The 26,011-nt window shown below is 44.5% G+C and carries 18 protein-coding genes; 9 read left to right on the top strand and 9 right to left on the bottom strand.

Annotated features, from left to right (window positions below; translation table 11 throughout):
* Positions 1 to 6: 6 nt before the first annotated feature.
* Entirely contained in the window at positions 7 to 2,703 is a 2,697-nt protein-coding gene (locus B5D50_RS05495) for an ATP-binding protein (protein ID WP_078921580.1), read from the bottom strand.
* A 186-nt stretch (positions 2,704 to 2,889) separates the two neighbouring features.
* Here B5D50_RS05495 and B5D50_RS05490 point away from each other — a divergent pair, with 186 nt between their 5' ends.
* Entirely contained in the window at positions 2,890 to 3,138 is a 249-nt protein-coding gene (locus tag B5D50_RS05490) for a hypothetical protein (RefSeq protein WP_078921579.1), read from the top strand.
* A 55-nt stretch (positions 3,139 to 3,193) separates the two neighbouring features.
* On the opposite strand, the gene B5D50_RS05485 is transcribed toward B5D50_RS05490, so the two are convergent.
* The 3 genes from B5D50_RS05485 to B5D50_RS05475 form a co-directional block, all read right to left on the bottom strand.
* A complete protein-coding gene (locus B5D50_RS05485) occupies positions 3,194 to 3,928 on the bottom strand; it encodes a response regulator transcription factor (protein WP_159448581.1) in 735 nt (244 codons plus the stop codon).
* Positions 3,929 to 4,128: 200 nt separating this feature from the next.
* Positions 4,129 to 5,382 carry an ABC transporter substrate-binding protein gene (locus tag B5D50_RS05480; protein WP_078921577.1) on the bottom strand — a complete coding sequence of 418 codons (1,254 nt, stop codon included), beginning with the start codon at positions 5,380 to 5,382 and terminating at the stop codon, positions 4,129 to 4,131.
* Positions 5,379 to 7,334 (bottom strand): putative bifunctional diguanylate cyclase/phosphodiesterase, encoded by a 1,956-nt coding sequence (locus B5D50_RS05475; protein WP_159448580.1) that lies wholly within the window; start codon positions 7,332 to 7,334, stop codon positions 5,379 to 5,381. The genes B5D50_RS05480 and B5D50_RS05475 overlap by 4 nt, the downstream gene beginning before the upstream one ends.
* Before the next feature lie 401 nt (positions 7,335 to 7,735).
* On the opposite strand from B5D50_RS05475, the gene B5D50_RS05470 reads away from it, so the two are divergent.
* Together B5D50_RS05470 and rep are read left to right on the top strand one after the other, a co-directional pair.
* A complete protein-coding gene (locus tag B5D50_RS05470) occupies positions 7,736 to 8,230 on the top strand; it encodes a peptidylprolyl isomerase (protein ID WP_078921575.1) in 495 nt (164 codons plus the stop codon).
* Positions 8,231 to 8,306: 76 nt separating this feature from the next.
* Positions 8,307 to 10,301 carry a DNA helicase Rep gene (gene rep / locus B5D50_RS05465; protein WP_078921574.1) on the top strand — a complete coding sequence of 665 codons (1,995 nt, stop codon included), beginning with the start codon at positions 8,307 to 8,309 and terminating at the stop codon, positions 10,299 to 10,301.
* Positions 10,302 to 10,309: 8 nt separating this feature from the next.
* Here rep and B5D50_RS05460 read toward each other — a convergent pair whose 3' ends face one another.
* Both B5D50_RS05460 and B5D50_RS05455 read right to left on the bottom strand, forming a co-directional pair.
* Positions 10,310 to 11,326 (bottom strand): formylglycine-generating enzyme family protein, encoded by a 1,017-nt coding sequence (locus B5D50_RS05460; protein WP_078921573.1) that lies wholly within the window; start codon positions 11,324 to 11,326, stop codon positions 10,310 to 10,312.
* 76 nt (positions 11,327 to 11,402) lie between these two features.
* Complete coding sequence (locus B5D50_RS05455) at positions 11,403 to 12,890, bottom strand: arylsulfatase (protein WP_078921572.1); 1,488 nt, start codon at positions 12,888 to 12,890, stop codon at positions 11,403 to 11,405.
* Positions 12,891 to 13,290: 400 nt separating this feature from the next.
* Here B5D50_RS05455 and B5D50_RS05450 point away from each other — a divergent pair, with 400 nt between their 5' ends.
* Positions 13,291 to 13,710, top strand: coding sequence for a hypothetical protein (locus B5D50_RS05450; protein ID WP_078921571.1), 420 nt, complete (start codon positions 13,291 to 13,293; stop codon positions 13,708 to 13,710).
* Positions 13,711 to 13,768: 58 nt separating this feature from the next.
* On the opposite strand, the gene B5D50_RS05445 is transcribed toward B5D50_RS05450, so the two are convergent.
* A complete protein-coding gene (locus B5D50_RS05445) occupies positions 13,769 to 17,260 on the bottom strand; it encodes an indolepyruvate ferredoxin oxidoreductase family protein (protein WP_078921570.1) in 3,492 nt (1,163 codons plus the stop codon).
* Between the two features lie 280 nt (positions 17,261 to 17,540).
* Here B5D50_RS05445 and B5D50_RS05440 point away from each other — a divergent pair, with 280 nt between their 5' ends.
* From B5D50_RS05440 to B5D50_RS05425, 4 genes are all read left to right on the top strand, one after another.
* Positions 17,541 to 18,725: an AI-2E family transporter gene (locus tag B5D50_RS05440; protein WP_078921569.1), complete on the top strand. Its 1,185-nt coding sequence runs from the start codon at positions 17,541 to 17,543 to the stop codon at positions 18,723 to 18,725.
* Between the two features lie 86 nt (positions 18,726 to 18,811).
* A complete protein-coding gene (locus tag B5D50_RS05435; protein WP_078921568.1) occupies positions 18,812 to 19,717 on the top strand; it encodes a LysR family transcriptional regulator in 906 nt (301 codons plus the stop codon).
* Between the two features lie 48 nt (positions 19,718 to 19,765).
* Positions 19,766 to 22,087, top strand: a complete 2,322-nt coding sequence (locus B5D50_RS05430; RefSeq protein WP_078921567.1) for a Tex family protein — start codon at positions 19,766 to 19,768, stop codon at positions 22,085 to 22,087.
* 108 nt (positions 22,088 to 22,195) lie between these two features.
* Complete coding sequence (locus B5D50_RS05425; RefSeq protein WP_078921566.1) at positions 22,196 to 23,680, top strand: type IV pilus assembly protein FimV; 1,485 nt, start codon at positions 22,196 to 22,198, stop codon at positions 23,678 to 23,680.
* Positions 23,681 to 23,692: 12 nt separating this feature from the next.
* Here the strand turns inward: B5D50_RS05425 and B5D50_RS05420 are convergent, their stop codons facing one another.
* Positions 23,693 to 24,280: a hypothetical protein gene (locus tag B5D50_RS05420; RefSeq protein ID WP_078921565.1), complete on the bottom strand. Its 588-nt coding sequence runs from the start codon at positions 24,278 to 24,280 to the stop codon at positions 23,693 to 23,695.
* 182 nt (positions 24,281 to 24,462) lie between these two features.
* On the opposite strand from B5D50_RS05420, the gene B5D50_RS05415 reads away from it, so the two are divergent.
* A complete protein-coding gene (locus B5D50_RS05415; protein ID WP_078921564.1) occupies positions 24,463 to 25,263 on the top strand; it encodes a hypothetical protein in 801 nt (266 codons plus the stop codon).
* A 61-nt stretch (positions 25,264 to 25,324) separates the two neighbouring features.
* Here B5D50_RS05415 and B5D50_RS05410 read toward each other — a convergent pair whose 3' ends face one another.
* Positions 25,325 to 26,011 carry a DUF3299 domain-containing protein gene (locus tag B5D50_RS05410; RefSeq protein ID WP_078921563.1) on the bottom strand — a complete coding sequence of 229 codons (687 nt, stop codon included), beginning with the start codon at positions 26,009 to 26,011 and terminating at the stop codon, positions 25,325 to 25,327.

Below are 26,011 nucleotides of genomic sequence, written 5' to 3'. Positions count from 1 at the left end.
AAAGATTCAAACTTTAATTAAGCCCAGCTGCTGCTCAATCATTTGACCAAATGTAAGCCAGTCTATTAAGGCTTGATGTTCTTGATGGGTTTCAATTTGGAGGGCAGCTTCGGCATTGGCTGGTAAACCAAGTGCTCGGCTAGCACTCACGATGCGGTGAGCTGCGACGCGAATGCGAGACTCATCGTGCACACTGAGCCCTTCGCGGATTCTCTGCACATCTTCATCCATTTGGGTTTGGTAGAGTGCTAACAAGATTGAAGTTTTTTCATCGCCCCAGCGCGCTTGAATACGTTCCAAACTCGTTTCTTCAGCCTCAGGGGGGGGTAACACCGTCTGACTTGCCCCTTGGATCGCAGCAAGCAAGGCTTCTGGTGTATACGGTTTAGCAAGCAGCTTGGCGTCTAGGGCTAATAACGGTTCACTTTGCTCAGCGGTAAAATGGGCAGAGGTCAAAATAACGCTTAAGGCTGATGGCGGATACTGCTGGCGAATGTGTTTTAGCAGCTGGGCTCCATCTAAATGGGGCATACGTAGATCGCTAAGTACCCGATCAAATGTCTGTTTTTGTAATAAAGCTAAAGCCTCTCGACCATCAGCCGCCTGCCAGACCTGATGTCCAGCAGCTTTCAAAGTCTCACAGGCTAACATCCGATTGCTGGCGACATCATCCACCACCAAGATCGCTAGTGGCTTACTAACCACCCCTCGTTTAAGTTCAATAGAATTCGGGTTGGGTAAATGCATGCTCAGATTAAAACGAGCTTCTGTTCCCTGACCGAGTTCACTGGTGAGGCTTAATTGTCCCCCTACGGCACGCATCATCTCAAAACAAATCGGCAAGCCTAGCCCCGAACTGGCTTGTTGGCTATATAAAACTTCAATGCCGCGATTAAAACGGGTTTCGAGATGTGCGAGTTGCTCGGTTGACAATCCACAACCTGTATCTTTAACACTGACCCACAAAGTTTGCTGAGCAGCTTGCCATTTGACCCAGACTTGAATCTCGCCGACTTCAGTATACTTGATGGCATTGCTGAGCAGATTGATTAACATCCGCCGTAACAGAACGGGTTTACCTAGCAGATGAGTCGGCAAGTCACGAGTCTGCAGATGGATCAGCAGGTTTTTTTCGGTTGCTCGAGGACGCAATAACTGCACCAAAGCATCCAATAGGCGTTGGGGGTCAAATACCTCGTCTTTTTCTAGGAGCTTGGCTTGTTTGAACTGGGCTCGATCCAGCAAATTATCCACCAAGGCATACATCGACTCGGCGGCATAATGTGTCGTGCTCCATAGCTCCTGTTGGTTAGTGGATAATTCAGTACGTCCGAGCAACTCGGTGGCACCTAGCATGGCATGTAACGGGGTGCGTATTTCATGGCTTAGGGTAGAAATAAAACGGTCTTGTTGTTCGACCAGCAACTCTGCATGTTCACGTGCCAACTGAGCACGGTCCCGCGCCCGATAAGAGTCTCTTAGGCTCATCCCCAAAGCTATCGACAAGATCATCATTTCCAAGTTTGCTGCCAGCATTGTTAAGATGCGTTCCCAGCCATACAAGTCGATGTAACTTAGCCAGTCCAGCAAGGTAATCGCATGGCTAATCAGCAGGATGGTCCAAGCGGGTAAAAAGACCCAGGCTGGCTTGTAACCACTGAGCGCCACCGTGAGCGCCAGCAGGGGAATAAGCACACTGGACACAATGTAGATATAAGATAAAACTCGGGTTCTAGCGAATAAAAACTCAGGCCAAAACAGCGTCAATAAGGCAGACAACAGCATCACCAACATGGCCAATAAGCTTAAGAAAACAAGCACCCGCAAAACTCGATACAGGTTAGGCTTACTGTGATCATAACGAGCTGCTTGAATCCCGGGTTGCATGAACTTCAGTGAGAACCAAAACAAAAAAAACATCATGCTGATGCCCAAGAAACGCAAGGCATGCCGCGCATCATCAAACAAGTCGATCAGGGTTTCAGGCTTGATGCTCACCACCAAAATCAAGGATAAATGCAGGCAGGCATAAAGGGTATAAATGAGATAGGTACTGCTGCGTATGGAAAAAAACAATAAAAAATTATAAATGATCAAGCCTAGCGTAATACCGACCCCTGTCAGGCTTAAAGCCGTATGCAGACCTGCTTGCTCTATTGCCACGGGAGCTGTCATTAGATAAGCCCTAAGATGACTCAGCGCAGAAACCTTCGCACGCTGCAACAGGCCACAACTGAGATGGCTAGGCAAGACAATAGGAACAAAATAAGCGGTCAGAAACTGCGGACTCTTAAAGCCTATGGCTGGGCGAGGTAAGACTTGTAAGGATTGCCCTTGGCAGTGCAGGTAAAAATCCAGTTCTTCAAATAGAGTATTATTGGAGCGCACTACCCAGTCTAACTGCTCAGAACGATTCAGCAGCGGCGTATAGATCCAAGACTGCCCTAAACTAAGCTTATCATCATCTGATTGATAGGCTGTGGCAGTGATTCTTATTAAGGCCATCTCGGGGGTAAGGCTGGCATCAGGATCGTGCAATATTTGATTTTTATCCGCAAAGCTGGTGATAGTTTGGCGGCTGTGATCCGTGAGTTCCAAGGCTTGCACGACTGGCAAGAGTGACAAGAACATCCATAGCATAGCTATGCCGGCGTACAAGACCCGTTGACAAGCAACTGCTGGTTGCTCCTGTTTATGCTGCATTGTTATAGCTCATTAATTCCCTCACCCGCCTTGCCCCACGATTATTTCTCGTCGTTGCAATTATAAGCTTTTGTTGACAGTGTGTTGACAAACTTCCCGTTACAGTGGTTTTCAAGCAGCCACCCCAAAGCCCGTCCACCGGTGAAGCTGCCAGTAACCAGAGTTTCAAAATGCGAGGGAGTATTGATGATGAAAACCAACAGTCTGAAAAAAATGCGGGGCGCAATTGATCCATTGACCTTAGGTATGCTGTTTTCTGCCTTGATTGCAGTCGTTGGGGTAAATAATAGCGCTCCGCTCCAACCAGCCGAAGCTCAACAGCCAACGACTCAGCTGCAGCTGCGCAAGGCTAGTTTTAGCCAACCCACTCAACAGTCTATCCCTACCAAGCTTCCCTATACTTGCAAGGTGAACTGCAAAATTTCGAAGCCCTAAGAACCAACAATCAACCTAGTCCTATAAGCAGCAACCAGCATGGCCGAGGTCTGGATTAAATAGGTACAGAATCATCCAGTTGCAAACGATAACCCTGCCCACGCACCGCACTAATAGAGGCGGTGCAATCTAGCATTCTCAGTTTATTACGGATACGGCTGATCAAAGTATCGACGCTGCGATCATTACCGAGGCTGATTTCGCTGCGACTGACACAGTGCAATAAGGATTTACGGCTGCAGGCTTGCGGGGCTTGTTGGACTAACAACACCAGCAAACGTTGTTCAGCTTCACTCAAGGGGCAAGTCGCGGTTCGGTCCATCCGTGCCAAGATTTGTTCTTCGATCAGCAATTCACAATTAGCAAGGGCTAACGACGACTGCTTCGACGTGTAACCTTGTTGATGATGGACACGTAAGGCCAGTGATTTTACTTTGAACACCAGTTCATCCGTCACGACGGGCTTGCTGATGAAATCATCGGCGCCTTCCCGCAAGCCAAACAAACGCTGCTCAGCGTTGGCGCGGGATGAAATCATAATCACGCCGACGGCGGATTGTTCACGCAGATAACTGAGGGCATCCAGCCCATTAATCTGTGGTAATACCAAGTCAAGAATAATCACGTCTAACCTCGCGTGCTGAAGCAAAGTAAACAAGGCTTCGGCGCTTTCACATTCAAAGACGGTCATTTGATTTTCGCGCAGGGCAGAACCCAATAAAAAACGAGTAATCGCATCGTCATCCACGACTGCAACTTTAATCTCAGGCACAGAGCAAAGACCGGGCATTATCCCCCCGGAACTTCTGCGATGAACCATGATTTGCTCCCTCGGTAACACGGCTGGCTTGTTGGTGATTTTTTTTCTTCTATAACACAAACACGAGAGTTCAGGTAAGGCTATCCGTCAGAAAATTTGTTTTTGCTGAAAATATGTACAAAATGACCTCCGATGAAATAGGGAGACTCTAGTTCTTAATAAGACTGCATTTAATGATTAGCGCTATTTTGCGCAGCTAAAGCCTCATCCACCAGTTGAATCAGTTCGTTGGTGGCTTGCTCAGCCGTTAGATTATTCAACCAAGCTTTTTGTAAAGTATTTTGTAAAAAAGTGAGACGCAAACGACTACTGGCATCCGGTAAATGGAAGATATTTTCTTTGGATGTTTTCCAAGCTTGATAGTGCTGATTAGCACAAGCATCTAAACGCGAGCTATCCATATTTTTTAGAATTGGAATACCGCCTTTTTTAATATTAAAGTTTAATTGAAACTCAGGATTTAAAGCAATATCGAACAGCAATTTTTGACCGGCCTGTAAATTAGCGGCTTTATTATCAAGGGTAATAAAACTATCAATGCCATAAATCATGATTTTTCCTGAGCCAGGTGCTATAGCACAGAAAAAATCCTTATCAGCTACTTTGCCTTCTGCAATAAATTCCCCTTTAACAAAATCACCCATAATATTCATCGCAGCTTGATTATGCACAACTAGGAGCGCTGATTCATTCCATTTGTAATGCGCGTATTTAGGATCTACATAAGGTTTTAGTTTTAAGAAAATATCAAAAGCCTGTAATAAACCTTCACGCCATTTTGCGATAGGTTTTTCTTCACTATAAAATTCTTTAAAACCTAAATGGCCTAGTTTTTCTATTAATAGCGGATTAAAGATAAAACGTAAATGCCAAGGTTCAGTTGCCAAGGCCAAGGGTGTATAACCAGCTTGCTTAATAATTTTAGCTTGCTCTAAAAATTCTGACCAATTTTTAGGGAGAGGGAGTTTTAATGAATTGTAAATTTTGGCACTATAAAAAGCTACATTTTGAATATGAACTCCAATAGGGATACCCGTAATCTGATCGTTTAAAGAAATAGCTTCGAGTACTTCGGGAAATAAAAGCGTGGCTAAGGGCTGTTCTTGCCAAGTCGAGGGTAAAGGCTTGATAGCATGCATTTCATGGAGCAACTTCATGTCATCGCCACCTAACCATTGAGTAATCGCCGGCGGATAGCCTAAACTTAAGCGCTCGACAATGAGTGCACGTAATTTGTCATAGTTCTCAATTTCTATATTGGTAAAGTTACCACCTCTTTGTTCAATCGCTTTTTCTAGCTCTTGTAGTGCGGCACGCTCTCCTCGAGAAATCCAAAAATGCGCTAACTCTACTTCGGGTTTAGTCGTATCTGCCAGTAAAGATACTGGTGTAAAGGCGAGCAGTAAGGGGAGTAGGTATTTCATAGGTTACGATCCCTCTTGAGTAAGTTAGTCATGTTTTGAAAAGACAAAGGTTCTGAGTGTAGAAAACCTTGTGAATAGTTACAACCCATTTTCATCAGTAAATCAAGGGTTTCTGTATTCTCGACGCCTTCACAAACCGTTTTTTTATTAAGCCGATTAGCTAGATCAATAATAAATTTTACGATGACTTGAGCTTCTTTATTGTCTAATAATTCTGCTGTAAAGCTACGATCAATCTTAATCGTATCCACGGGCAGCTCACGTAGGTGAGAGAGGTTAGCAAAGCCAGTACCAAAATCATCGAGAAATATTTCTACACCTTGCTTTTTTAAATGGCATAAATGTTTTTTAATCGTGGAAAAAGAGCGATCAAGAATAATAGACTCGGTGACTTCTATTCCCATCCAGGGTCTTTGATTGGAGAAAATATTGAGTTCTTGCAAGGCTTGCTGGTTTACTAAAAGTGCCTCAGTAAAGTTAATATTAATCCGCTTTAACTGTAATCCTTGAGCCAGCCATGTTTGGTAATCGCTGTCAGCTTTATTAAGGACTTGCAAAGTACTCAAGGATACTAAGGATAAGCGTTCAGCAATCGCTAGCCATTGTGATGGTGGGATGATACCCAGCTGTGGGTGATTCCAACGAGCTAACGCTTCGATATAGTCAATATGTTTAGTTTGGAGATTAATAATTGGCTGATAATAAACTAAAAAATCTTGATTATTAACCGCTGCACGAAGTTCATTTTCAGTTTTCAATAGTTCTCTAACGGGGACTAGGCTAATATCATCATAAAATAAAAAATGACCTCTACCATTTTCCTTAACTCGATATAAGGCAATATCAGCTGCACTAAACGCTTCATGTGAATTAATAGGTCGAGGTGGGTTGAATACAATGCCCATACTGCAACTAATAGAGAGGGTGTGGTTCTCATAAGTGAAGGTTTTGTGTAGCTCATTCATTAAGTCTTCACTATATCTTTGCACTTCTAGTTTGTTTTTTATATTTTCTAATATAATAGCGAATTCATCGCCCCCTAATCTATAGATGGTCGTGCTAGTCCTAAGTGAGTTGATAACTTTCATTAAGCGCTGAGCCACTTCAGAAAGTAAAGCATCCCCTGTTTGATGTCCTAAGGTATCATTAATGGATTTAAAATAATCTATATCTAATAATATAAGTGAGAAATTTAATGCTTTATTGTTTTCATCAATATTTTCATCAATTAAATCATGAAGTCTTTTATTAAAAGCAAAGCGATTAGGTAATAAGGTGAGTGAGTCATGGCTCGCTTGGAAGGATAAGGTTTCATTTTTTTGAGAAAGATTTAAGTATGATTTTTCTAGGGCTTTATTGAGACGATTAATTTTAAAAAACCAAATGCTCCATAATCCTATTAAAGCCAGTAATAATAGTATGGCATAAAGTATTTTTAATAATTTATTTTGATTTAAAGCAGCTTGGTGTATACTTTGATTTAAGTCGGAAATAATAATTAATAATTTGCTATCTTCATTTGATAGTGAGTCTATAGGTGTCCAGAAGTTGTAACCGGAGGTTAAAGAAGCAAAGTTTGCATGAATAATGTATTGTGAGCGTTTGTTTATTTTTTCTAAATAAGGATTAAGATCATCAACTTGTTTTTTTATACTGTAAGAATAAAAATAATCTAAGGATTTTTTTTCAATAATATTATTTCCTTCAAGCAATTTTTTTATTTCTATTTGATGCTTTTTAAGCAAGCTAACATTTTCTTGGATGTCATTTTTTAAATTGTCAACCATACGTGGAGTAAGCATTTTTCTAGAAGATTCTTGAATAAGAATTTGAGTGATATTATCAAGTTTGTTGAGGATTATTTTTTGATCATAAGAATAGCCTGAAGCTTTTAGCATATTTTGCTGCAAAGCTAGCCCTAGATTAATTAGAACTGAGCAAAAAATAATCATCAAGGTAATGCTAAAAAAAGCAAATACGCTATTCGTCCCGAGATTATAAGGCCATAAATAATGTTGCATGATACCGGTAGGGTGTTATTTTTCTTCAAAAAATTGTAAAAACAAATCTAATCACGCAATTTTAATTGTGCTAGTAGGTAACAAAAAATATATATTTCTAACATACTATCAGTGATAAGGCACTCTACCGGGTAGGCTAGTCGCGTTGCGAAAGAAATACACAGTTGCTTTTTACCAAATACTAAGCGGGATGGATAGCCCCGCTGAAGCGATTGATAAGAAACAAACTTTAGTGGTAGCAAGCGCTTAATATGTATCAGTCGCAGCAAACTAGTATCCCTACCCCAGTTTTGCTACATTATCGCCTTTCTTTGATTTGAGAGTATCCCCACATGGCAAACCCAAGTGTATTTTTTGACGTGTCTATTGGTGGCCAACCCGCTGGACGTATCGTATTTGAGTTGTTTGAAGATGTTGTGCCAAAGACAGCGGAAAATTTCCGGGCTTTATGCACTAGCGAGCAAGGTTTTGGTTATAAAGGCTCGAGTTTTCATCGGGTGATTCCTGAGTTTATGGTGCAAGGTGGTGACTTTACCAATCACAATGGCACAGGCGGTAAGTCGATTTATGGCTCGAAATTTGCCGATGAAAACTTCAAACTCAAGCATGATCGTGCGGGTTTATTGTCGATGGCAAATGCAGGCCCGAACACTAATGGCTCACAATTTTTCATTACTACCGTAGTGACTCCTTGGTTAGACGGCAAACATGTCGTATTTGGCCAAGTGACAGAGGGTATGGATGTACTCAAAAACATCGAGGCGAATGGGACGCGCAGTGGTAGCACTAAAACGACCATCAAGATTGAAGATTGCGGTCAACTTTAAACTGGCTAGTGATGCCGGTCGTTGATCGGCATCGAACCCTCTCCTCATCTTTATCTTTTCTAACGCAGCATCCACTATGCACGGTTTAAATCCTCAACAACAAGCTGCGGTCGTGCATCTTGGCTCACCTTTATTGGTGTTAGCTGGTGCAGGTAGCGGTAAGACGCGGGTGATTACCCAAAAAATCGCGTGGTTAATTCGCCAAGCGGGTCACGAAGCAAAAAATATTGCTGCGATTACTTTTACTAATAAAGCTGCCCGTGAAATGCGTGAGCGTGCTGGGCAATTGCTGAGTAAAGAGGAAGCCAAAGGTTTAACGGTAGCGACCTTCCATACTTTGGGTTTAAATATCCTTAAGCAAGAAGTGAAAAAACTCGGTTACAAACCCGGATTTTCAATTCTTGATGCTCAAGATAGCGATTTAGTCTTGCGTGAGTTAGCACTGAAAGCGGATATTGCTGAAGCGGATGATATTCGTTGGCAGGTATCGCGTTGGAAAAATGATTTCCTTAGCCCTGAGCAAGTGATGCAGCAGGCCACTGATGAATTAAGCCAGCGTGCAGCACAGTTATATGAGCAATATCAGCGCCAAATCAAAGCCTATAATGCAGTCGATTTTGATGATTTGATTGTCTTGCCCGTGCAACTCTTCCAGCAATATCCCGAGGTCTTAGAGCGCTGGCAACGCCGTTTGCGTTATTTGCTGGTGGATGAATATCAAGATACTAATGCCTGTCAATATCAATTGATTCGCCAATTAGCCGGAGTAAGCGGAGCTTTGACCACGGTGGGTGATGATGATCAGTCGATTTACGCATGGCGAGGGGCGCGTCCAGAGAATATCCTGCAGTTACAGCGCGATTATCCGCACCTAAAAGTGATTAAGTTGGAGCAGAATTATCGCTCTACTCAACGGATCTTAGATAGTGCGAACTACTTAATTGGGCATAACCCACATTCGTTTGAAAAGAAATTGTGGAGCACCTTAGGGGAGGGTGAGCCGATTTTGATTATGCCTTGCCGTTCAGTCGAGCATGAAGCAGAAAAGGTCGTCGGCGAGATTATGAAGCGTCATTTTCGAGAGCGAGCTGACTACAAAGATTTTGCGATTTTATATCGAGGTAATCATCAAAGTCGTACTTTTGAAACCTTATTGCGCCAGCAAAATATTCCTTATCAAATCACCGGTGGCACTTCATTTTTTGAGCGGACTGAAGTTAAAGATATTTTGGCCTATTTGCGTTTGATCAGTAATCCAAACGATGATGCAGCCTTTTTGCGGGTCATTAACACGCCTCGCCGCGAAATTGGTACTTCGACTTTAGAAAAACTGGGCGATTATGCCCATGAGCGTAACAATAGCCTGTTTGTCTGTGCACAAGAGTTGGCGTTTGCGGAGCGGGTAAGTCCTAAATCACGTCAACGGCTAGAGCATTTTACCGCTTGGCTCAATCAGCTGATTGAACTGAATCAAACCGAAGCTCCGGCTAAGGTCGTGCAGCGTATTATCACCGACATTCACTACGAAGATTGGTTGTTACAAAATTCTAGCTCGCCGAATATGGCCGAAAAACGCATGGACAATGTACATGAAGTGGTCGATTGGGTGCATAAGCTGTATGAGGATGGTTTAGGCAAAGAGAGTTTGGCGGAAATTGTTGCTCACATGAGCTTAGTGGATTTGCTCGAGCGTAATAGTGAAGAGACTGAGCAGAATGCAGTGACCTTAATGACTTTGCACGGCGCTAAAGGATTAGAGTTTCCGTATGTATTTTTGATTGGTGCTGAGGAAGAAATCCTGCCACATCTGCACAGTATGGATGAAGCAGGCATTCAAGAGGAGCGGCGTTTGGCGTATGTGGGAATTACTCGTGCACAGAAACATTTGACAATTAGCTATGCAAAAACCCGTTCACGCTATGGTGAGAAAATGGCTTGTGACCCGAGTCGCTTTTTAGCTGAATTGCCTGAAGAGCATCTAGAATGGCAAGATCGGCAAGTGTCTACCCCTGAGCAGCGTCAAGAAACGGCGCGGGCTTATATCGCTAGTCTGAAAGATTTACTGGGGTGAATTAGCCGCTAAACCCGCACCGCACAGCGAAAGCCAAGATGGCTCATGCCACTATCGATCATTTGTGGGCGGCGTGCACCCGGACGGTAACGCATACAATATTCATCAGCACACAAAAATGAGCCACCTTTGATGACTTTGCGTGGAATGGGAAACTGAGGCTGGCTGCGATCTAACGAATCGGCTTGAGTACCCCCTCGTGGATTTTGCGGGACACAACAGGTTGTTTCGGACTCAGCTAGTTTGATGCTGTTTTCAGCCGTACCACAGCAAGTGGCTTGGCTTTTATCCGCAGTCGGTTGTGAATATAAGCTATACCAATCGTCGGTCCACTCCCAAACATTACCTGCCATATCATACAAACCAAACTGATTGGGCGGAAAGCTTTTCACGGGTGCGCTGTATTTGTGACCATCTACAGCTTCGTTTTTCCAAGGGAATTGGCCTTGATAATGTTTGGCCATCCGCTTGCCTTTGGGGGTTTTCTCGTTGCCCCAACAAAAGTCGGCACTCACATAATGACCACGGGCCGCTCGCTCCCATTCCGCTTCGCTAGGCAAAATTCGTTCAGCCCAAACTGCATAGGCCAGCGCATCCTCATAAGCGACTTGAGTGACTGGATGGTTCAAACGATTTTTAATATGACTGCCCGGCCCAGAGGGACGATGCCAGCAAGCCTGTGGCATCCACACCCACCATTGCTCTAAATGTTGCAAGTCAACGGGGCCTGCGGTGGGTCGAAACACCATCGAGCCGGGGGCGCGTTCGGCTGCCGATAACTGTGGGAATAGGGCGGCATCGAGTGCTCGCTCTGCTACAGTCACATAATCGGTCTGGCGTACAAACTCAGCAAACTGCGCATTAGTGACTGGATGCTCTTCTATCAGAAAGGCATCCACGTAGACAGGATGAATAGGCGCTTCTTCGGGATAAAAATTCGCAGAACCCATCATAAATTCCCCTGCAGGAATGGGTAGCAGCTTAGTTAATCCAGTTAACTTAGAGCGTGAGGATAAATGAGTCATGGTCTACCTGAATCTTACCTAAAAAAAAGGAAGTAGATAATAATCTGCTTCCTTTTACACATAACCACTGTTTTAGCTAGTTATTGCGCGTCTGGGCTAATTTCTCCATCACTTTATTGATAGTAAAGGAGGAGGGTTCTTGGGCGGGTGGATATTCTTGGAAGGTGGCTGCCCATTGTGCGACATATTGATTGGCAGGAATTACTAAGAACTCATGCTTCGAAGCCCACTCAAAGTAAGTATTCGAAGTGATTTGCGCACGTTCAAAGGGGTCCGTTCGTAAATTAAATAGCAAGGGAATATTCAATTCGACCATTGGCATAAACCAAACTGCAAAAGTACCTTCCACTGCTTGTGCTAGGAAAACGAATTTCCAATTATCATAACGCAAGCCACAGACATCGCCATTATCGGTCACATAAATGAAGGCATCACAGGCCGATTTATCGGTTTCGCCTGCAAAATAGCGTGACTGATCCATACCATCAATATGCGCTTTAAACGTTTGACCCCCTAATGAAGTTCCTTTGAGTAAGCGTTGAGAAACATCGGTATCACCAGCGGCGGCGCAAAGAGTGGGAAACCAATCCATCAAGGAACAAATACCATTAAGAACTTGACCTTTAGGCCATTTAGCGGGGTATTTAGCTAAGCAAGGGATACGATAAGCCCCTTCCCAATTGGAGTTTTTCTCATTACGAAACGGTGTCATCGCTCCATCAGGCCAAGTATTCATGTGCGGACCATTATCGGTGGTATACACCACAATGGTATCCTCGTCGATCCCTAGCTCTTGCAGATAGTTGAGTAAATCGCCAACCTGATCATCATGATACAACATGGTGTCGTGGTAGGTAGACTGCCAACGCCCCGCACGACCGACATCTTCTGGGCGGGTGTGAGTGTAATAATGCATGTGAGTGGTATTATGCCAAACGAAAAAGGGTTCATCAGCATCGACCGCACGTTTAATGAAGTCTTTGGTCGCGCTTTGAAACTCTTCGTCGACGGTTTTCATCCGTTCTGTGGTTAACACGCCTCGGTCTTCTTCCCGACCATCCACCCAAGTATAAGTCAGATTACGCGGACCATATTTCTTATGGAAATGAGGAAAATCTTTTTCAGAAGGGTAATCACGATGCTCGGGTTCTTCGTAGGCATTCAGATGATAAAAAACGCCAAAAAACTCATCAAAGCCATGCCGTGTGGGGTAGTATTTAGGCAAGTCACCAAAGTGATTTTTACCGAATTGCCCGGTGCGATAACCTTGTTCTTTTAAAGCCCAAGCCAAAGTGACAGTACCCTCTGGTATACCCAAATCAGCTCCCGGCAAACCGACTTTAGTCAAGCCTGAGCGATACGGGCTTTGCCCAGTGACAAAGGCAGCGCGCCCCGCTGTACAGGATTGTTCACCGTAAAAATCAGTAAACATAATCCCGTCTTTAGCAATACTATCAATATGTGGCGTTTTATAGCCCATCAAACCTTGGCTATAACAGCTCAGATTGGTAATACCAATATCATCACCCATAATAAACAAAACATTAGGTTTTTTCTTAGTCATCAGAAGCTCCTTCTTTTGCTGAGTTAAAAATTTCCTTGCACGACGATTTAATAATAATTTGTTACCATTTATTACAGAAATTCTCTGTAGCCAATACTAAGCCGCCAACACAAATAGAACACTCTATCCTTTAAAAAGGATACCTACTAAAAATCAGTCGATCTAATTGACTGTAGTATACAGACTGATCTTGTCAAGCTAGATTCAGTGATTTACATGGAGATTTACAGGGACAGCTTGTTTCACCAGTCAGTGTATAAGTTTTGTATGAGTTGTTTGGTTAATTAGCATGAAGAGGATGAGTCGCTGGATAAAATTACTTATTTTCAAAAATGTTCTATATAGAAATAGGTGTTTCTTTCCTGATTAATCTATTTAACTCATTATTGGATGTAACCAAATGAATACTAAAGCAATCAGTTTTCAGCCGTTGTTTTTATTCGGTATTTTAGCGAGTGTAACCTTGATCGCGCTAGCAGGATGTTCGATGAGCCATAGTCAAGCTAAAGAACAGGCCGTTGGTACAGTGATTGCAGGAACAACCCCTGCAGAGCGGGCGACGGCTTTAACCGCTTTGATGACCTCGACTCTGAATTTGAATGAGTCACAACAAACCCGAGTTGCTGCTTTGAATATGGATTATTCAACTCGTTTCAGTATTTTAGTGGCTTCAACTAATCCCAATTTGGATAAAAAAGCAGAGTTTATGCGTCTGTCAGCAGATAAAGAGGCTAAGTTAAAGGGGATGTTAAGTGATTCTCAGATCCAAGCTTATGATGCAAATAAAGCCGATTTATTAGATACTTATCGGCTCATGTAATTTGAGTAGCTTGGATTATAAACTTGGCTTTTAAATAAAGTTGATGCCAGCAGACCGCCTACCGCTGGAAAAGCGTAGGCGGTAATTGTGCCATCGACGCCGCTTTGATAGATCCAAAGCCTTTAATTTCTGCCACTGTCTCTAGTTGATTTTGAGCCGCTGTTAAATTTTCAAGCTTTAAGTTGTCAGCAACTTGAGTGATTAAAGCGCTGTAGGCTTTAATGAGTGCTCGCTCTTGTTTACGTTCAGCACTATAACCAAACAAATCTAATACTGTGCCGCGCAACAGTTTTAAGCGCGCCAGTTTGGGCATCAACTTAAACAGCCATGGTTCGTAGGCACGTTTGATAGGATGACCCTGCTGATCCTGTTTAGCGAACAAGGGCGGGGCAAGATTCAATTGAATGGTATAGTCTTTACCCGGTTCACCTTCAAAGTTTTTGCGTAATTGCTCGATGAATTCTGGTTGCGCGTATAAGCGTGCCACCTCATATTCATCTTTATAAGCCATTAATTTAGCGAGATTTTTGGCAGCAATTCGAGTTAACGGTAGACTGCTATCCACCGCTAATTTCAGTTCTGCTTGCTGTAAAGGGGCAAGTATTTGCGCATAACGCTGGGCATAAGCTGGGTTTTGATAGGCAGTCAGCCATTGGCGATTAAAGTTTAACAGCGTCTCTAACTCAGCCTCAGCAGGCGCAGCTAAGGCTTGAGTGGTCAAAAGCTCCTGCTGATTACCGAAATGGGCGAAATGACAACCCCACAAAAAGGCCATTTTATTTTTCTCGGCCTGCGTACCATTTAACTCAATCGCTTGCATGAGGCTGGCTTTTTCTAGGGGAATCCAACCTTTTTGCCAAGCAAATCCTAGCAATAGCATATTCGCAAATAGGGTATCACCGAGCAGTTTAAGGGCTAATTCATTAGCATTGAGAAACTCGCAATTAGAGCCGATACTATTTTGTAGATCATAAACAATGGATTGCCCCGGAAATGCCCAATTGCGTTGGGTAATAAACTCAGCAGTTGGGGTTTGGCTGGTATTAATAATGGCTTGGGTTTGCCCATTAAGGGTCATAGATAAAGCTTCTTGAGAAGCTGAGACAATGGCATCACAACCTAACAACAGATCCGCTTCACCTGTTGCGATTTTACTAGCATTCAGTTGACTCGGCTGTTTAGCAATTTGTACATGAGATAAGACTGCGCCACCTTTTTGTGCTAGGCCTGCCATATCGAGTACAGTCACGCCTTTTTGTTCTAGATGTGCAGCCATGCCTAATAAAGCGCCAATAGTGACGATCCCTGTACCGCCGACTCCGGTAATTAAAATTCGATGCGGTGTTTCGAGGCTAGGTAAAATAGGCGGCGGTAAATCTTCATGGCTTGGCTGTTCGAGTTGAACGGGTTCAGGTTTACGTAAAACCGCCCCTGTCAGGGTCACAAAACTTGGGCAAAAGCCTTTTACACAGGAAAAGTCTTGATTGCAGGTAGACTGATTGATTTGCCGCTTCGTACCTTTAGGGGTGATGACGGGTTCAATGGATAAGCAGTTGGACACTTTGGAGCAATCTCCGCAGTTTTCGCAGACCTCTGTATTGATAAAGGTACGCTCTTTGAGTTCAGGCATTAAGCCACGCTTCCGCCGCCGCCGCTTTTCGGTGGCACACATTTGCTCATAAACAAGAATCGTAGTCCCTTCGGTTGCACGTAGGCGTTTTTGCACCGCATCAAGTTGATCACGATGCACGATTTCAATCGAAGATGGTAAGCGGTTTTCAGCGATCTGATATTTTTCGGGATCATCGGTGACTACGATGGTTTTGGCGACACCTTCCGCTTCTACCTGTGCAACTAACATCGGTACGGTCAAGGTGCCGTCGATGGGTTGCCCACCGGTCATGGCAACCGCATCATTAAAGAGAATTTTGTAAGTAATATTGGCCTTAGCCGCGACAGCTGCACGAATCGCTAATAAGCCAGAGTGGAAATAAGTGCCATCCCCGAGATTAGTAAACACATGCTGATCACCGCTGAAATGCATTTGCCCAAGCCAAGCGACGCCTTCTCCACCCATTTGGCTGAAGGTATTGGTATTCCGATCCATCCAGATGGTCATGTAATGGCAACCAATCCCTGCTAAGGCGCGTGAGCCTTCAGGAACACGGGTGGAGGTATTATGCGGGCAGCCTGAGCAAAACCAAGGTTTACGTTCAGCTGTCACTCGTGGGCGGGCAGTTTCGCGTTCTTTAGCTTCAATAACGCCGATGCGCTCATTAACATGATTGCGAATATCCTCTGGCAAATCCATCGTCACTAAGCGCTTGGCAATCGCTTTGGCAACCATCGCCGGATTCAGTTCAGAAGTTGCTGGCAGCAGCCATTCACTGCGTGGCACTGACCATTCGCCACCCGCATGATCTTGAGCGGCGAATTTGCCATAAACATTCGGGCGGACATCCTCACGCCAGTTATAAAGCTCTTCTTTGAGAGCGTATTCCAAAATTTGGCGCTTTTCTTCGACGACTAGAATCTCGTCTAAACCTTCAGCAAAATGGCGGGCATCATGCGCATTTAAAGGCCAAACGCAGCCCACTTTCATCACGCGCAAACCCACCCGCCGACAAGCTTCCGTATCCAAACCCAAATCATTTAGGGCTTGACGTACATCTTGATAAGCTTTGCCTGCCGTCATAATCCCAAAGCGTGCTTGTGGGGAATCGATCACAATGCGATTGAGATGATTAGCCCGTACATAAGCTAAAGCGGCATACCATTTATAATTGAGCATGCGGGCTTCTTGTACCAGCGGCGGGTCAGGCCAACGAAGATTTAGACCGCCTTCAGGCATGATAAATTCATCGTCACCCGGGAGCACAATCTGTATCCGATCAGGATCCAGCTCAACTGAGGACGAGGTTTCAATCACTTGAGTGACGCATTTCAAGCCTGCCCACAGGCCAGAATAACGACTCATCGCCCAACCATGTAAACCAAAGTCGAGAATTTCTTGCACATTCGATGGGTATAAAACGGGTACACCACAAGCTGCCATTAAATGCTCAGATTGATGTGCAATGGAAGAGGATTTAGCAGCATGGTCATCGCCGACCACCATCAGTACCCCACCGTATGGGGAGGTGCCGGCTGAGTTGGCATGTTTAATCGCATCGGTTGAGCGATCAGCTCCAGGCCCTTTGCCATACCACAGGCTAAACACCCCATCAAATCGGGCATTCGGATACAAATTCAGTTGTTGTGAACCCCATACCGCCGTTGCCGCTAAATCCTCATTCAAGCCGGGTTGGAAGACAATATCATGCTCAGCTAAATGCTGACGGGCTTGCCAGAGTTGCTGATCAAAGCCCGCTAAGGGTGAACCCCGATAACCAGAGATAAAACCACCCGTATTCAAGCCCTGCCGCCGATCATTCACTTTTTGTAACATGGGCAGACGAACTAAAGCTTGTTGCCCACTCATATAGGCGCGCCCCTGTTGCAGAGTATATTTGTCGTCTAGTACCAGATTACTGGGTAGTTTAGCGGTCATGGGTTAGTCCTCTGCTCTCTTGATGTAACTAAGATCCTAAGAAATTTAGACTGTATCGTAAAATTATTTAAAATGACTTCAGATATTTGAAAAATAGATAGCTGAACTTAGCAAGAACTCAAACGGTTTTTCTCCAATCAGCTAAGCTTATGCAATGATGAGATCCATTAGCTAATTAAGTGAATCCTGTTACACTTTTGCAATACGGTAGCGAGTGGCCGTGGTCTGATCAAATGCCTAAGAATTCAATGCCTGAAAATTTACTGGCTAAGGATGTCAAATGCCCAATTCAAATTTAGTCAATTTAAAAGATGAGCTAGTCGTTCAGATGAGTGGGATCAGAGGTTTGCAAATTCCTCTGTGGGGCTTGTTCATCATGGCGGTCTTAGCGGTGCTCTATTTTGCCAAAGCGGTGTTTATTCCGATTTTTTTAGCAGTCGTTTTTTCCTTTGTGCTGATGATTCCCGTCAATCTCTTGGAAAAAATCCGTATCCCACCTAGCTTGGGTGCTTTGATCGTTTTATTGGCAACCTTAGGGGGCTTCAGTATTTTAGCCTATTACATGTATGACCCGATTAAGGTTTGGGTCGAGCGTTTCCCTGATGAAATTCAAAATATCGAAACTAAAATAGTCGAGCTACGTTCTTCTTTTAATGAGGTGCAAAAAACCACGGAAGAAATTGATCAAACTATCACTGACCTAACCGGCTCAGCCGTGAGTTCGCCGGGGACTCAAGAGGTGGTGGTCAAATCAGGCAGTCGCTTATATACGCTGATGGATAATACGCAAGCCTTCATCGTTGGGTTTATGTTTTTTCTCTTGTTGTTGTATTTCTTGCTGGCGTTTGGCGAGTTGATGATTAAAAGCTTAATGATGACTTGGAAGGATCGTGCCCATCGCATCACTTTCCTAAGAATCACCCAAGAATCACAATATCAAATCAGTTACTACTTATTATTAATCACCCTGATCAATATAGGTCTAGGTATTGTTACTGCTTTAGGCATGTGGATGATTGGCATGCCTACCCCTTTGTTGTGGGGGGTCTCTGCTACTTTATTGAATTATATTCCGTATATTGGTCCGCTGATTAACATGATTTTAGTGACTTTCGTGGGCTTAATCACTTTTGAACATGTATCCACCGCGATGCTGCCCGCCTTAATTATTTTAGGCTTGAATATTATCGAAGGCCAAGTGGTGCAACCTTTATTCGTCGGTCGGATGTTCACCATTAACCCTGTGTTTGTCTTCATTTCAGTGGCATTCTGGGGCTGGCTTTGGGGCGTGGCCGGCATGTTTATGGCAGTACCCTTATTAATGATTTTGAATAGTTTTGTTATTAAAATGCGTGAATTAGCCGAGGCCGCCGAAGCGGCTAAAGCAGCGGCTGTGGCGGCTGCAGTCGAGGCCGCGCTTGCTGAAGAAGCTGCTAAAGATGAGATAAAAATTATTCTCAACTAGGCGGCTAGCAGGGCTTTTAAAGAGTCAATAAGGTTTCTTGAAGCATGTCTTGAATAAGGGAGTTCTCAAATAAAACGATTTAAACCATGAGTAAAGATATTAGCCTGCGCCAATTACGCTATTTCATCGCTGCTGCAGAAACAGGGCAGTTGTCGATGGCGGCTAAGCAAGTGCATGTTGCCCAATCCACCGTCACCAATGCGATTTTGCACTTAGAGGCCTCAATGGGGGTGAAGCTGTTTGAGCGCCACCCGTATGGAGTGAGTTTAACGGCGGAGGGTTATAATTTTTACCATCGAGCTAAGCAGATTCAAGAGCATCTCGACCTTGCTTTAAGCGAACCCCATTTTCAGCGTCATCATTTAACGGGTTCAATTCGGATGGGCGCTTCTTATGCTTTGTTGGGATATTTCTTACCCCCGTTATTAGCGCGCTTTCGTCAGCACTATCCTGATATTGATTTAGACCTGCATGATAGAGAGCGACCCGAGATTGAAGCAGCCGTGCTCAGTGGTGAATTAGAGTTAGGTTTAGTACTGATTTCGAATACACAGCAGCGCGAGCGGTTTAATCATCATGTGCTATTACGTTCACGCCGCCAATTATGGACTTCTTCGAATCATCCTCTGCGGGAACAAACTTTGGCATCCTTGGCTGATGTGGCGCAATACCCTTATATTCAATTGGCGATGGATGAAGGTGAGGCTGCTACACAGCGCTATTGGCAGGCGCAGGGTTTGCAGCCGAATATTGCCTTTCGTACTAAGTCAATGGAGGCGGTGCGGGGTTTGGTGGCGCATGGTTTTGGAGTCACGATTCTCGCTGATATGGTCTATCGCCCTTGGTCATTGGAGGGGGGTAAGATTGAAGCAGTGCCGATCTTAGGGGTGATTCCCCATTTGGAAAGTGGCCTGATTTGGCAAAAAAATCATGAGCTTACTCGACCGGCTGATGCCATGCGGCAGTTTTTGATTCATAGTTGTGGGAGTTAATTGCATAATAGGCGTCATTGATTAAACCCAAACCCAATTATACTAGTTATGCTGAAGATTGCTGATCGTATTGCCCAAGAGCTGGCTATTGCTCCGCGCCAAGTCACTGCTGCGGTTCAACTCCTCGATGAAGGTTCAACTGTGCCTTTTATTTCACGTTATCGTAAAGAAGTAACGGGTGGTTTGGATGATACTCAATTAAGAACCTTGGCAGAGCGTTTGACTTATTTACGTGAGCTTGAAGAGCGACGTGCAACGATCTTAAACAGCATTGAAGAGCAGGGTAAGCTTAGCCCTAGTCTAGCTGCGGCCTTGCGAGCGGCTGATACGAAAACTCGCTTAGAAGATTTATATCTACCCTTCAAACAAAAGCGTCGTACCAAAGGCCAAATAGCTATCGAAGCAGGAATCGAGCCGCTAGCGAATGCGTTATTAGCTAATCCACAACTCAAACCCGACCAAGAAGCTGCTCACTATATTAATCGAGATGCGGCTTTCAACGAGGCTTTTGTTGATACCAAGGGGGTGTTGGAGGGTGCAAAATATATCCTGATGGAGCGTTTTGCTGAAGACCCTGAGCTAATTGGTGAGTTACGAGCGTATTTGCAGGCAGAAGCTAAATTAATCTCGAAAGTGGTGAAGGGCAAAGAAGTCGAGGGTGCAAAATTCCGTGATTATTTCAATCATGCCGATGCCTTAAGCACTGCACCTTCGCATCGAGTCTTGGCGATGTTGCGTGGACGTAATGAGGGGCTGTTAAGTTTAAGTATTGATCTTGAGCGGACGGAGGCGGCTGAAGCAGTGCTACATCCGTGCGAAGTCTTGACCGCTAAGCGGGTCGGGATTCAAAACAAGCAGCGTCCAGCCGATGCTTTTTTAGCAGAAGTGCTGCACTGGACTTGGAAAGTAAAGCTGCATACCAAGTTGGAAACCGATTTATTAGGTGATTTGCGTCAAGCGGCTGAAACTGAGGCGATTCGTGTATTTGCGCATAATCTTAAAGATTTACTGCTAGCAGCACCAGCGGGGCAACGTGCTAGTTTAGGTTTAGACCCGGGTTTGCGTACCGGTGTTAAGGTAGCGGTGATTGATAGCACGGGGCAGTTTGTCGATCACACTACGATTTATCCTCATGCACCCCGCCATCAATGGCAGGAGTCGCTAACAAGTTTAGCCAAGCTAGTCGCACATTATCAGATTGAGCTGATTGCCATTGGTAATGGCACAGCCTCACGCGAGACGGATAAATTAGTCGCTGATTTAATCAAACTACACCCTGAATTGAAGCTGCAAAAAGTGGTGGTGAGTGAGGCAGGGGCCTCAGTGTATTCGGCATCCGAGACAGCAGCCAAAGAATTCCCTGATCTGGATGTCACCATTCGTGGTGCAGTCTCCATTGCGCGTCGCCTTCAAGATCCATTAGCAGAATTAGTCAAGATTGAGCCAAAGTCCATTGGCGTAGGGCAGTATCAACATGATGTCAGTCAAACACAATTAGCCAAGAATTTAGATGCAGTGGTAGAGGATTGTGTCAATAGTGTGGGGGTGGAAGTGAATACAGCCTCTGCCGCTTTATTACGGCGAGTGGCGGGCTTGAATCAAACCATCGCTGAGAATATTGTCGAGTTTCGGAATAAAAATGGACGATTTACGAGTCGTAAGAGTTTATTAAAAGTTCCACGCTTAGGTGCAAAAACTTTTGAGCAAGCCGCAGGGTTTTTACGTATTCAAGGGGGCGAGAATCCCTTAGATAGTTCTGCAGTCCATCCAGAGGCGTATAGCGTCGTTGAGTCTATGGCGGCTAAAACCAAAACGAATTTGCAAAATCTCATCGGTAATTCCTCTTTATTGAAATCGTTAAATCCAGCCGATTTTACCAATGAACAATTTGGTTTGCCGACTGTTACGGATATTCTCACCGAACTTGATAAGCCCGGTCGAGATCCACGCCCTGCCTTTAAAACCGCAAACTTTAAAGAAGGTGTTGAGACTTTAGCGGATTTAAAGCCTGAGATGTTGCTAGAGGGTACGGTAACGAATGTAACTAATTTTGGAGCTTTTGTAGATATTGGCGTGCATCAAGATGGTTTAGTGCACATTTCGATGATGGCGCATCAGTTTGTAAAAGATCCACATAGTGTGGTGAAGGCTGGTGATATTGTGAAAGTGAAAGTCATTGAGGTTGATCAAGAGCGTAAGCGCATTGCTTTGAGCCTGCGCTTAGAGGACTCGGCTGTTAAGCCAGCCCAAACTAAACCTGTGAACTCGAATACACCCGTCGTGTCCAAGCCTGTACGTGCTCAATCAGCAGAGCCTGCGCAAGCCAATGCCTTAGCCGCTGCTTTTGCTAAAGCCAAACAACGAAAATAAGAAATAAAAACCTAAAAATAAAAACTGCGGGCGTTTTAAGTAACCGCGCATAAAACCAAAGACAAATAATAATAACCAGCCGCTGGCGAGCAGCGATTGAGGGTAAAATTGGTAAAAAAACAAGCTATCGGTTTAATGTTAGTGATGGCGGGTACTTATCCTAGCCTAAGCTCTGCTTTAAGTTTAGGCGAGATTCAATTGAATTCGCAGGTCAATCAGCCCTTTAAAGCGCGCATCGAATTGCTGCAAGCGACTGAGCAAGAGTTGGCTAAGTTACAAGTCCACCTAGCTCCGCCGAGTTTGTTTGCTCAAGCTCAGCTCGCGCGCCCGCCGTTTATGGATAGCTTGAGATTTGCGTGCTCCATGAAAGGTGGCAAAAACTATCTCCTGATTAGTTCTTCACAAGCCGTTACTGAGTCAGAGTTTAATTTACTATTGGAGCTAACTAGCCCGAAGGGGCATTTGCTAAAGCGCTATGCTGTTGCTTTAGCTGAGCCTAGCTCAGACTTGGCAAACTTGGCTCAAGCCCCACTACAACAGCAAGTGCCAAGCGTTCCGACTGAATTTGAGCCACTGAACTCGGCGACTTTAGTTGAAAACACGCTTGAACCTGTTTTGGCTACACGCTCTACCAAAAATCCACAGCGCTCTCGCTCTAAGCCGATCAAGCCGCGAGCGCCTAAGGTTGCGATAGCTTTACCTCAATTGGCATTTAAATATCGCTATCGGGTGCGGAAAGCTGAGAGTATTTTCACCATTGCTGAACGTTTAAATATTAGCTCTTTGACTTTGGATGAGAAGGTCTTAGCGCTGTATGCACGTAATCCTCATGCTTTTGTGGAAGGTGATCTCCATCAGCTCAAACGCGGAGCTATATTAAAAACACCAGCAGTGGTGAGGCAAAGTCGGCAGGGTCGAGTTGCTGAGCCAACACCGATGCCCGTACAAGTCGCGAGTGTACCTAAATCATCTTCTCCAGTGCTTAAACCGCAGGCCTTAGCTTTACCCTTAAAATTAACGGATTTGCAAGAACGCCTCGATCAAGCTCAGAATTTATTAACCACGAAAGTGCACGAAAATACTGAGCTTAAAGCATTAATCCAAGAAAAGAACCGCTTATTGATCCGCCGTGAACAAGAATTAGCAGCTTTACAGCTTGCAAAGGCTCAAGCCCCAATTGGCGAGGTTAGCGGGGCAGCTGGCCCGACAGGCATGGCTCGACCCGCACTGATGGAGGCAGCACCCGCTATACCGAAGTTGGAGAATACGTGGCAGGGGGTGTTTACTTCGCCTTTGGTTTGGAAAATGACGGCACTGAGTTCCCTATTTTTAGTGTTAGTCGCTCTATGGCAAAAGCGCCGCTCTGATGAGCAGTTTATGCAGCTGAGTGTGCAGAACGCTATTCTGTTACCGGATGCTTATGTGGACGAAGCAGATGAGCTGGTCGATTTAGGCTTTTTGTGGGAAGAAGACGAATTAGTGTTTGCCCATGAGCAGCTAGACAATTTGCGGCAGTCTATGGCTAATTTGCGTGAAACAAGCCAGCGTTTACAGGCTTATTTGCAACCAGAACCGATGAGTGCCGCTATTTAGCTCGTTGACTAGTTAGTTAACGGTTGTGACTAAGGGTAAACTATCAACTTTAACTCTGCCATGTTGACTGGTAAAAGTCAGGCTAGTCTCAGCGCCATCTTGCTGTTGGGATACACCGCTAATTTGATGATCCTTAGTATCATACACCGTCAATTTGCCGTTTTGCTCAATCGCCAAGCGTGCAGTGGCTGGAAACCAAGCATAACGAGTTTGGTTTTGTGCTCCACTACTACTAGGATGACCTAACTCACTTGGCCACCAAGCCTTCGAACTGGATGAGCTACTGGTATTGTCTGTGTGATCCCCAGACGATTCGCTAGGCGCAATCAAAATAGTGCCACTTGTGAAAGCCTTCGCTAGGTCTTGTCCTAAATGATCAACCGTGGTTTTTAAGTTCTGATTAAACATATCGCCAATCATACTCATACCATTGAGCATCCACTGCCCGAGACCTCCCAATTCAGGATGATTGAATTGTGCCATTGTGCCTTGACCTTGATGCACCGCGACTAGCATGGTTGTAACGGCAGCCGGGGATAACTGGTAGCGCTGGGCTAAGTGATCGACTAGCTGTTGACCTTCTGGGGTTAATTGAATCATGATCAAGCTCCAAAAATTTAAGTATTTTTGCCTGAGTGGCGGTTTTAACTAGGGTAGATTTTTCTTGAGTGAGCTGGAAAGAGACATTGTAAAAACTAATGGAATAAAACTCAGCAGAGTTGCATGAATTAGGCTAAAACTAAGCTAAGTTTATTATTTGTTTAAACCAAAGGGGCATTAGAATGAACTTAAGCAATCAAAATTTATTGTGGCTCAATATTGGCAGTTTTATCTTGATGCTAGGTTTAAATATAGCTAGCTCTAGCGGCTGGTTGAGTGGTGTTACGGTCGCCGATGTGAGTGCTCAATATCAAACCTTGTTGACACCTGCAGGCTATGCATTTTCAATCTGGGGCTTGATTTATCTGCTGCTGATTGGCTTTCTTTGGTATCAATGGAAATCGCACACCTTAGGCCAAGATGAGCACTCTCTCGCACCGGCTGGGATTTGGTTCGCTTTAAGTAACCTATTTAATGGTCTATGGATTTTGGCTTGGGTTAATTCAGCCATTGGTTTGTCTTTGTTGTTAATGATTGGCTTGTTTGCCTGCTTAATTCAACTGGTCTTGCGCTTGCGCTTGGAGCTATGGGATGCGCCAGTACGGATTATTTATTTTGTTTGGTGGCCGATTTGTATTTATACAGGCTGGATTACCTTAGCCTTTGCTTTGAACCTAGCCGCTTGGCTACAAGCCATCTTTGAGACGCCACCTTTCTTCTCCGGTGGTTTTTGGGCTATTGTTGCTTTGGCTAGTTTAACCACGATTTATGTGCTTTGGACTCGATTACGCAATATGCGTGAAGCCTCTCTTGTCGCTGTTTGGGGCTTGGTGGCAGTCGCGATCAATCAGTGGCAGGCCAATTGGATTGTGAGCCTGTTCGCTTTAGTGTGTTGTGGGATTTTATTGGCGATTGCTGTGCAACATGCTTTGAATAATCGGGCCACTTTGCCACCCAATAAACTTAAGCGCGGCGAATATTAAAGGGTGAACCCACACCTATACAGACTTATTTGTTAGTAAACTTAGGCTTAACTAAGTTGTACTAGTTTTGGGTATCAGTCACGAGCCCTTCTTTAGGTTCTTTGAAGGGCTCAATCACGGCTTCTGTAATTTGATAGCCAGCTTGAGCCAGTTTAGTTTTGGATGCTTTGACCGTCAGTACGCCCGATACAGTCACCGGTTCGTAAATCTGTTCTAGATGAATGCTCTTGCCTGTTTGGGGATTGACTAATAGGGTTTGATTAACCGGCGGTGGGGGTACATGAATACAAGCCCCAAAATAGGGCACTAACAGAAACTCTTTAATTTGTCCATTCTGCTCATCGACTTCGAGTGGGGACACAAAGCCGTTTAGTTGGATGCGTTTACCATTCAGGGCTGGATTGGTGGGAGCTGCATTCAGTTCATTTTGTAACGCTTCCATCAGTTTATCGCCTTGCTCAACATCCGTATCACTAACTTTATCTAGTAAGGGCTGGTATTTACGCATAATCTCCGCTAAGCCTTGCCCTGGTAGCTCTAAGTCTTCCCAGCGTAGGGCTTGATAGTCATTCTTGTTAGCACTCGTTAAATTGGCTTCGGGTTGTTTAAGCAGGGGAGTTTTTGAGATTTGCTCAGTCTTGACCTCGCTAACAGACGCTGAATTTTGTGCTGTCGGCTCTTGTTGGTTATCAGAGCAAGCGCTTAATACTAGGCTAATTAAAGCGATCATCAATAAACGTATTATCAT

The organism is Thiothrix eikelboomii (genome assembly GCF_900167255.1).
In the GTDB taxonomy this organism is placed as follows: Bacteria; Pseudomonadota; Gammaproteobacteria; order Thiotrichales; family Thiotrichaceae; genus Thiolinea; species Thiolinea eikelboomii.
This window is presented reverse-complemented; position numbering and strand designations above follow the sequence as displayed.

What these genes read in the sequence shown, in the direction of transcription:
- B5D50_RS05420 (WP_078921565.1), bottom strand. Translation starts at nt 24,280, where the DNA reads ATGATTCAATTAACCCCAGAAGGTCAACAGCTAGTCGATCACTTAGCC.
- B5D50_RS05410 (WP_078921563.1), bottom strand. Translation starts at nt 26,011, where the DNA reads ATGATAATACGTTTATTGATGATCGCTTTAATTAGCCTAGTATTAAGC.
- B5D50_RS05475 (WP_159448580.1), bottom strand. Translation starts at nt 7,334, where the DNA reads ATGATTATTTTTTGCTCAGTTCTAATTAATCTAGGGCTAGCTTTGCAG.
- rep (WP_078921574.1), top strand. Translation starts at nt 8,307, where the DNA reads ATGCACGGTTTAAATCCTCAACAACAAGCTGCGGTCGTGCATCTTGGC.
- B5D50_RS05460 (WP_078921573.1), bottom strand. Translation starts at nt 11,326, where the DNA reads ATGACTCATTTATCCTCACGCTCTAAGTTAACTGGATTAACTAAGCTG.
- B5D50_RS05480 (WP_078921577.1), bottom strand. Translation starts at nt 5,382, where the DNA reads ATGAAATACCTACTCCCCTTACTGCTCGCCTTTACACCAGTATCTTTA.
- B5D50_RS05495 (WP_078921580.1), bottom strand. Translation starts at nt 2,703, where the DNA reads ATGCAGCATAAACAGGAGCAACCAGCAGTTGCTTGTCAACGGGTCTTG.
- B5D50_RS05435 (WP_078921568.1), top strand. Translation starts at nt 18,812, where the DNA reads ATGAGTAAAGATATTAGCCTGCGCCAATTACGCTATTTCATCGCTGCT.
- B5D50_RS05440 (WP_078921569.1), top strand. Translation starts at nt 17,541, where the DNA reads ATGCCCAATTCAAATTTAGTCAATTTAAAAGATGAGCTAGTCGTTCAG.
- B5D50_RS05455 (WP_078921572.1), bottom strand. Translation starts at nt 12,890, where the DNA reads ATGACTAAGAAAAAACCTAATGTTTTGTTTATTATGGGTGATGATATT.
- B5D50_RS05485 (WP_159448581.1), bottom strand. Translation starts at nt 3,928, where the DNA reads ATGCCCGGTCTTTGCTCTGTGCCTGAGATTAAAGTTGCAGTCGTGGAT.
- B5D50_RS05415 (WP_078921564.1), top strand. Translation starts at nt 24,463, where the DNA reads ATGAACTTAAGCAATCAAAATTTATTGTGGCTCAATATTGGCAGTTTT.
- B5D50_RS05470 (WP_078921575.1), top strand. Translation starts at nt 7,736, where the DNA reads ATGGCAAACCCAAGTGTATTTTTTGACGTGTCTATTGGTGGCCAACCC.
- B5D50_RS05445 (WP_078921570.1), bottom strand. Translation starts at nt 17,260, where the DNA reads ATGACCGCTAAACTACCCAGTAATCTGGTACTAGACGACAAATATACT.
- B5D50_RS05490 (WP_078921579.1), top strand. Translation starts at nt 2,890, where the DNA reads ATGATGAAAACCAACAGTCTGAAAAAAATGCGGGGCGCAATTGATCCA.
- B5D50_RS05430 (WP_078921567.1), top strand. Translation starts at nt 19,766, where the DNA reads ATGCTGAAGATTGCTGATCGTATTGCCCAAGAGCTGGCTATTGCTCCG.
- B5D50_RS05450 (WP_078921571.1), top strand. Translation starts at nt 13,291, where the DNA reads ATGAATACTAAAGCAATCAGTTTTCAGCCGTTGTTTTTATTCGGTATT.